The organism is Streptomyces novaecaesareae (genome assembly GCF_000716875.1).
Classification (GTDB): domain Bacteria; phylum Actinomycetota; class Actinomycetes; order Streptomycetales; family Streptomycetaceae; genus Kitasatospora; species Kitasatospora novaecaesareae.
In genome coordinates this window covers 1-11,710 of the sequence record NZ_JNWQ01000132.1, presented here as the reverse complement: position 1 = coordinate 11,710, position 11,710 = coordinate 1, and the positions used below count along the sequence as shown (strand labels likewise).

Genomic DNA, 11,710 nt, shown 5'->3' with positions numbered 1-11,710 from the left:
CGAGTGAACGTCCTGTGGGCTCTCATTCGTGACGGACAGTGCTTCCAACGCGGACTCCCGGTCACAGCGGCTGCTTGACAACAGCATTAGGAGGTGCGGGCCAGCCGGGGGTCGTACTTGTAGCCGATCTGGCGGACGGTGGCGATGGCCTCCCGGTGCCCGGGGCCGAGCTTGCGGCGTATCCGGGCGATGTGGGTGGCGACGGTGCGGCTGTCGCCGGTGTCCGGGCGGCCCCAGACGTTCTCCATCAGCTGGCGCCGGGAGTGCACCCGCAGCGGATTGCCGACCAGGTGCGCGAGGAGTTCGAACTCCAGGTACGGCAGCGCGAGTTGCCGGCCGTCGATGGTGGCGGTGCGCTGCTCGGTGTCCACCACGAGCCCGGTGGTGCCGACGGCGGAGGCCGCGGCGACGGTGCGGGTGCGGGTGCGGGTGCGGGTGCCGGTGGCGGACTTCGGGACGGCTGCGGTGTGGTCCGAGGTGTGGTCCGAGAAGATGGCGTCGAGCCTGGGGTAGCGCACGACCATGGCGGATGCTCCTTCGGGGAGTTCGGGCTGACGGGAATGCTGGGCCGGTCGGCGGGTCAGTGGTTGAGCGCGGCCGAACGCGGCGCGGGCGCCTGGGGGTCGAGGGTGGCGTGGGTGGTCATGAGTTCCTCCTGTGGGCCCCGGGCGAGCGGGGTGGTCGGAGGCGCGCGGCGGTGCTTCCCTGTGCGCGGGCACGACGCATCGGCGCGCGGCGGTGCGCGGCCCATGAGGGAGTCTCATGGGCTCACCCATGAGGGAGCCTCATCGGCGGGCTCATGAGGAAGTCTCATGAGCCGGGCCGAGAGCCGGCGCATGAGCGTTCCTCATGAGCCAGTCCATGAGGAGGTCTCATGAGCCCGCCCATGAGCGCGCCTCATGGCGCCTGTGGGCATGGTGAAGCCGCGTGCTGAGTCGATGTGTCGTCAGAGCGACGGACAGGGAAGGTCGTTACCGCGTGCCGGAGGTGTACGAGGACAAGCGTGGGCAGGGGCAACTGTGGCCCGGACTACTGCATTCCATGTCTCTCGCCTCCTCCCGGCCGGCGCACCCCGTGGTGCGAGTCATCGACACGGCAAGGAGTTCACCGGTCCGCGCGACGCGACCACCGGTTCACCCCAACTCGTCAGAGCTTAGTCCCGGCGAAGACCGATACTTGCGTACTTGGTAGAACCTTTACCTTCGTGGTTCGGGTGGCGACCGCCCGGGTGACGCGGGTTTGGCCCCCCGGCCGCCACGGAACGACTACCCGCCGTACCTGAAGCGGCACCAGGTTGTGCCCGAACCCGAGGGGTGGCATGGCGACCGCAGGCTCCCAGGAGGCTCCCCGGCAGGCACGGGCGCTGGCACTCGCCCGGCACCCGAAGCTGTGGCTCTTCCCCACCGTCCTGTGCGGCCTGCTGGCCGTCGTCCTCTCGCTGCTCTACATGGGCGGCATCGTGAACCCGACCGGCCATCTGCACCGGCTGCCGATCGCCCTGGTGAACGCCGACCGGGGCGCGCCGCCGCCCGGTCAGCCGGAGAACCTCGGCACCCGGCTGGCCAAGGCGATCGTGGCCGGCACGCCCGCCGGCACCGTCGACTGGCGGCAGGTGGACGAGGCCGGGCTCCGCGAGCAGCTCGCCTCGGGCAAGGTCTACGGCGCGCTGCTCGTCCCCAAGGACTTCACCGCCGCCGTCACCGCGCTGGTCACCGGCGGAGCCACCGAGCGCCCGACCGTGACCGTGCTGACCAACCCCAGCCTGGGCAGCCTCGGTTCCTCCATGGCCGCGCAGATCGCCCAGAACGCCGCCCACCAGGCCTCCCGGGCAGCGGGCCGCGAGCTGCTGGCCGCCCTGCCGGCCACCCCCGCCCCGGGCCCGGACACCGGAGCCACCGCCCGCCTGCTGCTCGCCGACCCGATCGCCGTCGCCACCCAGGTCGGCCACCCGATCGGCAGTCACAGCGGCCTCGGCCTGAGCGCCTTCTACTTCACCCTGCTGGCCGTCCTGACCGGCTTCATCGGCGGCAACATGATCCACAGCGGCGTCGACACCGCCCTCGGCTACACCGACAGCGAGATCGGCCCCTGGCACACCCGCCGCCCCACCGTCCCGATCGACCGCACCCAGACCCTGCTGCTCAAGATGGTCATGACGGCCGGGATCATGCTGCTCACCACCTCCCTGGTGCTGATCTGCACGGCCGGCATCCTCGGCATGGACGCCCCGCACCAGGCGATGCTCTGGCTGTTCGCCTACTGCGCCAGCCTCGCCGTCGGCCTCGGGGTGCAGGCGATCAACGCCGCGTTCGGCGGGATCGGGCAGCTGGTGTCGATGTTCGTCTTCATCGCGCTGGCCCTGCCCTCCTCCGGCGCGACCGTCCCGCTCCAGGCGGTGCCCGGCTTCTACCGCTTCCTGAGCGTCTTCGAGCCGATGCGCCAGCTCAGCGACGGCATCCGGGCGATCCTGTTCTTCGACGCCCGGGGGGACGCCGGGCTGGCCCGCGGCTGGATCATGATCGCCATCGGCGTGGCGCTGGCCCTCGCCTTCGGCTTCGGGATGACCCGCTACTACGACCGCAAGGGCCTACACCGCTGGACGCCCCAGCCGACCGACTGAGCGGTCGGAAAGCGGTATGAGGTCCGTTCATGCTTTCGCGCATGAGCGGACCTCATGCTTTCGCGCATGAGCGGACCTCATGCTTTCGCGCATGAGCGGACCTCATGCCTTCGCCATGAACAACTCTCATGCCGTGGTCATGAGCCGTTCTCAGGCCTTCGTCACGGTCACCTTGAGGTGCTTCATGATCGGCTGGTCGCTCTGGGTGCTGTAGTCGCCGATCGCGCACAGCACGTTCATCTCCGGCATGTACCCGGCCGCGCAGCCGCGCGGGATGTCGTACGGGACGGCCAGGTAGCCGGTCACCGAGCGGGTGCTGCCGTCCCGGGCGGTGCTGGTGACGTCCACCCGGTCGAACTCGGCGATGCCGCGCTCGCGCATGTCGTCCTTGTTCAGGAAGACCAGGGTGCGCAGGTTCTTCACGCCCCGGTAGCGGTCGTTGTCCGAGTAGATGGTGGTGTTCCACTGGTCGTGCGAGCGCATGGTGCCCAGCGTCAGGGTGCCGGGCTCGGGGACGACGTCGGGCAGCGGGGCGGTGGAGAACTCGGCCTTCCCGGAGCGGGTCAGGAAGACCAGCTCGCGGGCCGGCTGCTTGATCCGGAAGCCCAGCGGCAGCCGTACCCGGCGGTTGAAGTCCTCGAAGCCGTCCAGCACCTGTGCCATGGTGTCGCGGATCCGGTCGTAGTCCTCGATGTACCACTCCCACGGGGTGGGGCTGTCCGGCAGTGCCGCGCGGGCCATCCCGGCGATGATCGCGGGCTCGGAGAGCAGGTGCGATGAGGCCGGTTTCTTCATGCCGACCGAGAGATGAACCATGCTCATGGAGTCCTCGACCGAGGTGGCCTGCACACCGGCGCGCTGGTGGTCCTTCTCGGTGCGGCCCAGGCACGGCAGGATCAGCGCCTTGCGGCCGTGCACCAGGTGGCTGCGGTTCAGCTTGGTGCTCACCTGGACGGTCAGCTCGCACGAGCCGAGCGCCTCGTAGGTGTAGGGCGTGTCCGGCGCGGCGAGCGCGAAGTTGCCGCCCATGCCGACGAAGACCCTGACCGCGCCGCGCCGCATGGCCTCGATGGTGGCGACGGTGTCCAGCCCGTGCTCGCGCGGCGGCTCGATCCCGCACACCTCGGCGAGCCGGTCCAGGAACTCCCCGGCCGGCCGGTGGTCGATGCCGCAGGTCCGGTTGCCCTGGACGTTGCTGTGCCCGCGCACGGGGGAGGGCCCGGCGCCCTCGCGGCCCAGGTTGCCGCGCAGCAGCAGGAGGTTGACGATCTCCCGGACGGTGTCCACGCCGTGCTCGTGCTGGGTGATGCCCAGGCACCAGCTGAAGATCGAGCGGTCGGCGTCGCGGTAGATCCGCGCGGCCTTGAGGACGTCCGCCCGGGCCAGCCCGCTCTGGCGCTCGATCTCCTCCCAGGGCGTGGACGCGCAGACCTCCCGGTAGGCGTCGAAGCCGCTGGTGTGGCGGTCGATGAACAGCTGGTCCAGCGCCTTGTCGTCGGTCGCGGACTGCTCCAGGACGGCCTTCGCCATCCCGCGCAGCAGCGCCATGTCGCCGCCGATGCGCGGCTGCAGGTTCAGCGTGCCGGTGCGGGTGGACTTGTTCAGCGCCATGTCCGTGAAGTCGTGCGGGATGATCGTCCGGGTCGCCGCGGCCTCGACCAGCGGGTTGACGTGCACGATCTGCGCGCCGCGCTTGAACGCCTCGGCGAGCGCGGTCAGCATCCGGGGCGCGTTGGAGGCCGCGTTGACGCCCAGGATGAACAGCGCGTCGGTGACCTCCCAGTCCTTGAGGTCGACCGTCCCCTTCCCGGTGCCGAGCGAGGCCTGCAGGGCCCGCCCGCTGGCCTCGTGGCACATGTTGGAGCAGTCGGGCAGGTTGTTGGTGCCCAGCTCGCGGGCCATCAGCTGGTACAGGAAGGTCGCCTCGTTGCCGAGCCGGCCGGAGGTGTAGAACGCAGCCTGGTTCGGGTCGTCCAGTTCGCGCAGGGTCCGGCCGACGAGGTCGAAGGCCTCCTTCCAGCCGATCGGCACGTAGTGGTCGGTCGCGGCGTCGTACACCATCGGCTCGGTGAGCCGGCCCTGGTCCTCCAGGGCGAAGTCGCTCCACCCGGCCAGCTCGGTCACCGAGTGGGCGGCGAAGAACTCGCGGCCGACCCGCCTGCGGGTCATCTCCCAGGTGACGTGCTTGATGCCGTTCTCGCAGATGTCCAGGTGCAGGCCCTTGGTGTCGTCGGGCCAGGCACAGCCGGGGCAGTCGAACCCGGTGTTCTCGTGGTTCATCCGCATGACCGCCCGCGGCCCGTCCACGTACGCGCCCTCGCGCACCAGGAAGCGGGTCACGCTCTTGGCCGCACCCCAGCCCGCGGCGGGGTGGTGGTACGGCTCGAACCGCGGCGCCCCGTCGGGGGAGGGCCCCACCTCGGGCTCGGGCCGCTCCTGCGCGGGCGTGGTCTCGGCGCCGGTCGCGGCGTCATCGGAGGTGGTCACGGCACATCGCCTTCCGTCGCAGGGGTCGGGATCCGGCGGACACCCGGCGCTCGGGTCGAGGCTATGCCGGGCGGTCACCGCCCGCGACCCGGGCCGTCGAGATCAGGGCAGGCTGCCCAGGACGCCCGCGATCCCGGTGCGCCGGGCGACCTCCAGCAGCGCGCGGGCCATCACCGAGCCCGGCTCCCGCGCGGCGATCACCAGCCCGATCGGCGCGCTGTGCACCGGCTCCACCAGCGGGACGGCCTGCATCCCGTGCGGCACGCCGAACACGTGCAGCCAGGCGTACGGCACGACGCTCGCCCAGTGCCCGGTGCGCACGTGGGCGAAGAGCGAGGCCACCGAGTCCGTCTCGACCCGGGGCGTCGGCGCCAGCCCGAGGCCCGCGAACACCTCGTCCAGGACCCGTCGGCCCTGCATGCCCGGGTGCAGCAGGCACAGCGGCAGCCGGGACGCCTCCTCCCAGGTCGCCCGGGGGTGGCGGGCCGGCCCGTCGGCGAGGCTGGTCAGCAGGACGTACCGCTCCTCGTAGAGGGGGAGCGTGCGCAGGCCGTCGGCGCCGGGCTCGGGCAGGTAGGTGATGCCCGCGTCGATCTCGAAGTTCCGTACCTGGCGCAACAGTTCCTCGGAGCGCAGATCGGTGGACAGCTCCACGGTGACCAGCGGGTGGGCGGCGCAGAGCGGTCCGGTGAGCAGCGAGACGGCGCCGGAGGCGGTCGGCACCGAGCCGATCCGCAGCCGTCCGCTCAGACCGGTGCGCAGCGCGTCCACCTCGTCCCGCAGGGCGTCCCGGTCCGCCAGGATCCGCTGCGCCCACAGCACGATCCGCTCGCCCTCCGGGGTCAGGCCCTCGAAGGCGCGGCCGCGACGGACCAGCAGCACCTTCAGCTCGTCCTCCAGCTTGCGGACGGCCTCGGAGAGGGCGGGCTGGGAGACGTGGCAGGCCTGGGCGGCGCGGGCGAAGTGGCGCTCCCGGGCGAGGGCGACGAGGTATTCGAGCTGGCGGAAGAGCATCTACTCGGCTTCCTGGTGCTCAGTCTCCCATTGTCCGGCCCCCTGCTGTCCGGTCTCCCGCTGTCCGGTCTCCCGCCGTTCGGCCTCCCGGGCGGCGGCGTCGGCCGGCTCCGTGTCGATCCGGTCCGTGCGGGTGTAGACGTTCATCGACTCGCCGCGCAGGAAGCCGACCAGGGTCAGTCCGCTCTCCTCGGCGAGGTCCACGGCCAGCGAGGAGGGGGCGGAGACCGCGGCGAGCATCGGGATGCCCGCCATCACGGCCTTCTGCACCAGCTCGAAGGAGGCCCGGCCGCTGACCATCAGCACCGTGCCGCGGGCCGGCAGCAGGCCCTCCCGCAGGGCGTGGCCGACCACCTTGTCCACGGCGTTGTGCCGGCCGACGTCCTCGCGCAGGCAGAGCAGCCGCCCGTCCGCGTCGAACAGGCCGGCCGCGTGCAGGCCGCCGGTGCTGTCGAAGACCTTCTGGGCGGCGCGCAGCCGGTCGGGCAGGGCGGACAGCAGACCGGGGGTGACGCGCAGCCCGTCCCCGGCGACGCTCCAGGGCGCGGTGGTCCGCACCGCGTCCAGGCTGGCCTTGCCGCACAGGCCGCAGGAGGAGGTGGTGTAGAAGTTGCGCTCCAGCGAGGCGTCGGGGGCGGGCACGCCCGGGGCGAGCACGACGTCGACGATGTTGTAGGTGTTGGCGCCGTCGGCGGTGGCGCCCGCGCAGTAGCGGATCCCGGCCACCTGGTCGGCGGCGTGCAGCGCGCCCTCGCTGACCAGGAAGCCGGCCGCCAGGTCGAAGTCGTTGCCCGGGGTGCGCATGGTCACCGTCAGCGGGCGGCCGCCGACCCTGATCTCCATCGGCTCCTCGGCGGCCAGGGTGTCGGGGCGGTGCGAGGGCGTGCCCTGGCGCAGGCGCAGCACCCTGCGCGGTACGGTCACTCGGCCCATGGTCGGCGGCTCCTCGGTGGTGGTGTCGGTCCGGACGGTACGGATGAATCCTCGCTCCTTTCCGGTTCCGAGTGCGGCGGCTCCCCCGGCGCCGGTGCCGGCGCGGGCAGGTGGCGGCGGCTGTGCACGCCGGTGACGGCCAGACAGAGCACGCCCACGACGGCCATGCCCACCAGCAGGGCCGGGTAGGAGGCGTGGCCGGCCGTCCCGGCGAGCAGCAGCGGCGTGAGGAAGCCACTGGACGTGGTGCTCTGGTAGAGGGAGGCGGAGGTCGGGCCGGTCCCCCGCGGGGCCAGCCGTTCCACCTCGTGCAGCCCCGCGCCGAGCGTCAGCCCGTACCCGGTGCCGAGGACGACGGCGGCCGTGACCACCAGTCCCACCGAGTCGCGCTCGGCGGCGAGGGCGCCGATCAGCAGCCCGGCGATCACGGTGGCCACCGCGGTGAGGGTGGCCCGGGCGCTGCCGCGGTCGTCCAGACGGGCCGCGAAGGGCTGGGCGACCACGCCCATGGTGAGCGTCAGCGCCGCCACCAGGCCGCCGAACAGCGGCGCATAGCCGGGGACGCGGTCGGCGACGAGCGGGGGCAGCACGACGTACGCCACGGTGGCCGCGCCGAGGACGGCGGGGCTGGCGGGGAGCACGACATAGCGGAACCGGGGGTGGTGGACGGCCGTACGCTGCTCCTCCGCGGCGCCGACGTCGGCACGGGCACCGGCCCGGGCTGGAGTAGGCGGTTCGGCCGTCTCGGGGAGGCGGCGGGTGGCGCGCAGCACCAGCAGGCACCCCACGGTGTGGGCGAGCGCGGGCAGCACCGTCGGGCCGGGCAGCCACTCGGCGAGCACCCCGGTTGCCAGCGCGCCCGCCGCGAAACCGGCTCCGGTGGCGTACATCGCGCGGCGGGCCGCGGTCTCGGGCGGGACGGACGGCCCGGACAGCTCCCGGAGCCAGGCCGCCCCGGCCGCGAAGACCAACCCGGCCGCGAAGCCGGTGGCCGACCGGGCGGCGTACACGGCGGGCTCGTCCGCGACGGCCAGGACGGCGCTGGCGGCGGCCGACAGCGCCAGCGCGCCGCGGACCACCCGGCGGCGGCCGTACCGGTCGGCGGCGGCGTGGCCCAGCAGCAGGCCGGGGACCAGCCCGACCAGGTAGACCGAGAACATGGCGGCCAGCGACAGCGCCGTCCAGTCGGTGCGCGCCCGGTAGACGGTGGCCAGGGCGGTGAACTGGTTCGCGCCCCAGGCGGCGACGGCCACGGCGGCGGCCGCCGGGAGCCAGCGCCAGGCAGTGCGGGGCGTGGACGTGGACGTGGGCATCGGCGTGGGCATGGGAGTACTCATGCTCTGCGCTGCCCCATTTCCGGGTCTCGGATTTCCTGGATTCCTTTTGTCCAGTGTGTTGTCCGTGGTCGAGACCCGTCAAAGAGGACATTCCTCTGAGATGATAGGCAGCGATTATCAAGGGAATTTGCGTCGTGCGCGTCAAAGGCGTGACGGATATCGCCGACCGGGCGATCGGGAATTCCGCGAAGTGCCGGCCACCCCCGCCCGAGCGCGCTATTCCCCGCCCGAGGCCGCTATTCCCCGCCGCCGCGGCCCACCGACAGCACGACCGCGCTGGCCGCGCCGCCCGGCGTCTCGTAGTTCACCGTCTCCCCGGCGTGGCGGCCCAGCAGCGCCTTCCCGAGCGGGCTGTCGGCCGTCACCAGGGTCAGCTCCCGCTCCTCGGCGAGCTCGGAGACCTCGACGGTCTCCTCCTCGCCGTCCGCGAACCGCACGGTCACGGTGGACCCCACGCCCACCACCTCCGTGGACGGCTCCCCGGCGACCGACGCCTCCCGCAGTCGCTCCTCCAACTCGGCGATCCGCCGGTCCAGCCGCGTCACCTCCGACGCCCGCTGCAACTCGTCCGCCGCATCCGCCCGGTCGCCGGGCTCCACCTCCCGCAGCGTCGCGGCCACCTGCTCCCGCTCGGCCCGCAGCTGCGCCAACTCCTCCTGCACCGCGTGCAGGCCCTCAACACTGATGGGTTCGGGACCACCGGTCATTGCTGCTCCCGGGTCTCTCGCGGAACGCTCAAACACCGGCCGCCTCCCATTACCCCACCCCACCCGGCCCCGGGCAACTCCTCCCGGGCGGAACACCGGTCCGGCCGCCGCCAGTTCGATCCCATCGAGGGTTCCGGGGCCGCTCCTGAGGGTGGCGGTGATCACGCTCGGGAGGGTGGTGAGGGGCGGGTGTGGGCGGGAACGTGCAGGTCCGGGGGGTGGGGGTGGTGCGGGGTGCGGGGCTGTGAGGTGGGACCGGCCGTTGGGCCGCGGGTGGGCGAAGCTACCATGTGGGCAACACCCTCAGCTCGAAAGATGGACTTGTGACTGTCAACGACGACGTGTTCACGGACTGGAAGAACCGCGAGGAGATCGCGGAGTCGATGATCCCGATCATCGGGCGGCTGCACCGGGAGCGGGACGTCACCGTTCTGTGCCACAGCCGTTCCCTGGTGAACAAGTCGGTGGTCAGCATCCTCAAGACGCACCGCTTCGCCCGGCAGATAGCGGGCGAGGAGCTCTCGGTCACCGAGACGATGCCGTTCCTGAGCGCGCTGACCGCCCTGGACCTCGGCCCCTCGCAGATCGACCTCGGGATGCTCGCCGCGACCTACAAGGCGGACGACCGGGGCCTGTCGGTGGAGGAGTTCACCGCCCGGGCCGTCGCGGGCGCCACCGGTGAGAACAAGCTGGAGCGCCGGTCCGCCCAGGACGTCGTGCTGTACGGGTTCGGCCGCATCGGCCGGCTGGTCGCGCGGCTGCTGATCGAGAAGGCCTCGGGCAACGGTCTGCGGCTGAAGGCCATCGTCGTGCGCAACAGCGGCGGCGACGACCTGGTCAAGCGGGCCTCGCTGCTGCGCCGTGACTCCATCCACGGCCAGTTCCAGGGCACGATCACCGTCGACGAGGCGAACAGCAAGATCATCGCCAACGGCAACGAGATCGCCGTGATCTACTCCGACGACCCGGCCAAGGTCGACTACACGGAGTACGGGATCAACGACGCGATCCTGATCGACAACACCGGCCGGTGGCGTGACCGCGAGGGCCTGTCGAAGCACCTGCGCCCCGGCATCGCCAAGGTCGTGCTGACCGCGCCGGGCAAGGGCGACGTCCCGAACATCGTGCACGGCGTCAACCACGACACGATCAAGCCGGACGAGCAGATCCTGTCCTGCGCCTCCTGCACCACCAACGCCATCGTCCCGCCGCTGAAGGCGATGGAGGACGAGTACGGCGTGCTCCGCGGGCACGTGGAGACCGTCCACTCGTTCACCAACGACCAGAACCTGCTGGACAACTACCACAAGGCCGACCGCCGCGGCCGCTCGGCACCGCTGAACATGGTGATCACCGAGACCGGTGCCGCCTCGGCCGTCGCCAAGGCCCTGCCGGACCTCGACGCGAAGATCACCGGCAGCTCGATCCGCGTGCCGGTGCCGGACGTCTCCATCGCGATCCTCAACCTCCAGCTGAAGCGGGAGACCAACCGCGAGGACGTCCTGGAGTACCTGCGCAACGTCTCGCTGACCTCGCCGCTGAAGCGTCAGATCGACTTCATCGACTCGCCCGACGCCGTCTCCAGCGACTTCATCGGCTCGCGCCACGCCTCGATCGTGGACGCCGGCGCGACCAAGGTCGAGGGCGACAACGCGATCCTCTACCTGTGGTACGACAACGAGTTCGGCTACTCGTGCCAGGTCGTCCGGGTCGTGCAGTACATCTCGGGCGTCGAGTACCCGACGTACCCGGTTCCGGCGGTCTGATCCACCGGTTCGGATCGTGCGGCGGGGCGGTGACCGATCGGTCACCGCCCCGCCGGCGTTTCGGGGCGATACCGTGCCCGGGTGTCGTTCGGGCGGTGGGGTTCGGGCGGTGACCTCGGGCGGTGGGCTCCGGTGGTTGGGAGGGGTGGGGATGGCGGACGGGTGGCCGACGGTCGAGCTGGACCCGGTGCGGCGGCTGCGGGTGCTGGCGGCGGCCGGGGCGGGGCGGCCGCTGTTCGCCGAGCGGTGGCTCGCGGCCGGGTTCGACGACGTGTGGTCGGTCGCGAGTGACCTGTCCGGTGAACTGCCCGGGCTGATCGGCGGGTTGCGCTCCTTCGAGGTCAGGCCCGCCGGGAGCGGCGGCGCGGGCGGGGACCGGCTGGAGGGGACCGCGGTGAGTGCGATCGGGCACCGGGAGCGGTTCGAGATCGTGCTGCGCAGCGGGTGGTGCCTGATGCAGAGCCGGGTGCTGCTCGGCGGGATGGCCGCCGTGCCGGAGGGCGACGGGACGCGCTTCGCCCTGCTCGCGAGCCTGCGCGTACCCGGCGCGGGGCCGGTGCAGCGCTTCCTCGGCGGGCTCGCCGACCGGCGGGGCGAGGTGCTGCTGGACCGGCTGGAGCGGCGGATCGGGTCAGGGCCCGGCTCGGGGCCCGGCTCACGGGCCGACCCGGGGGCGGTGCCGCCAGGCGTACCAGTGCTGCGGGAAGCCGTGGAGCAGCAGCAGCGGGGTTCCGGTGCGCCGGCCGGCCTCGGCGAGGTGCAGTCGGACGCCGTCGGCGTCGAGGTGGTGGTGCCGCACACCGGGGCTGTCTCTTATACACATCTCCGAGCCCACGAGACAGGCAG

9 protein-coding genes are annotated in these 11,710 nt (G+C 72.1%); 3 read left to right on the top strand and 6 right to left on the bottom strand.

Annotated elements, in window-relative coordinates; translation table 11 throughout:
* Positions 1 to 86: 86 nt before the first annotated feature.
* A complete protein-coding gene (locus OP86_RS30990) occupies positions 87 to 524 on the bottom strand; it encodes a winged helix-turn-helix domain-containing protein (RefSeq protein WP_199815187.1) in 438 nt (145 codons plus the stop codon).
* A gap of 794 nt (positions 525 to 1,318) precedes the next feature.
* Between OP86_RS30990 and OP86_RS30985 the strand changes: the two genes are divergently transcribed.
* Entirely contained in the window at positions 1,319 to 2,620 is a 1,302-nt protein-coding gene (locus OP86_RS30985; RefSeq protein WP_030257639.1) for a YhgE/Pip domain-containing protein, read from the top strand.
* Between the two features lie 150 nt (positions 2,621 to 2,770).
* Here OP86_RS30985 and OP86_RS30980 read toward each other — a convergent pair whose 3' ends face one another.
* The 5 genes from OP86_RS30980 to OP86_RS30960 form a co-directional block, all read right to left on the bottom strand.
* Positions 2,771 to 5,107, bottom strand: a complete 2,337-nt coding sequence (locus OP86_RS30980; RefSeq protein WP_030257641.1) for an FdhF/YdeP family oxidoreductase — start codon at positions 5,105 to 5,107, stop codon at positions 2,771 to 2,773.
* Positions 5,108 to 5,209: 102 nt separating this feature from the next.
* The gene (locus OP86_RS30975; RefSeq protein ID WP_030056044.1) at positions 5,210 to 6,121 is read right to left on the bottom strand and encodes a LysR family transcriptional regulator; all 912 of its coding nucleotides are present in this window, start codon (positions 6,119 to 6,121) and stop codon (positions 5,210 to 5,212) included.
* Positions 6,122 to 7,054: a formate dehydrogenase accessory sulfurtransferase FdhD gene (gene fdhD / locus OP86_RS30970; protein WP_078588759.1), complete on the bottom strand. Its 933-nt coding sequence runs from the start codon at positions 7,052 to 7,054 to the stop codon at positions 6,122 to 6,124.
* Positions 7,042 to 8,367, bottom strand: coding sequence for an MFS transporter (locus OP86_RS30965; RefSeq protein ID WP_078588774.1), 1,326 nt, complete (start codon positions 8,365 to 8,367; stop codon positions 7,042 to 7,044). The genes fdhD and OP86_RS30965 overlap by 13 nt, the downstream gene beginning before the upstream one ends.
* 260 nt (positions 8,368 to 8,627) lie before the next feature.
* Entirely contained in the window at positions 8,628 to 9,098 is a 471-nt protein-coding gene (locus OP86_RS30960) for a GreA/GreB family elongation factor (protein WP_030056041.1), read from the bottom strand.
* Between the two features lie 323 nt (positions 9,099 to 9,421).
* Here OP86_RS30960 and OP86_RS30955 point away from each other — a divergent pair, with 323 nt between their 5' ends.
* Complete coding sequence (locus OP86_RS30955; RefSeq protein WP_030056040.1) at positions 9,422 to 10,864, top strand: glyceraldehyde-3-phosphate dehydrogenase; 1,443 nt, start codon at positions 9,422 to 9,424, stop codon at positions 10,862 to 10,864.
* 151 nt (positions 10,865 to 11,015) lie between these two features.
* Positions 11,016 to 11,710 (top strand): hypothetical protein (locus tag OP86_RS39075; protein ID WP_051831067.1); only part of this gene is annotated, 695 nt, incomplete at its 3' end.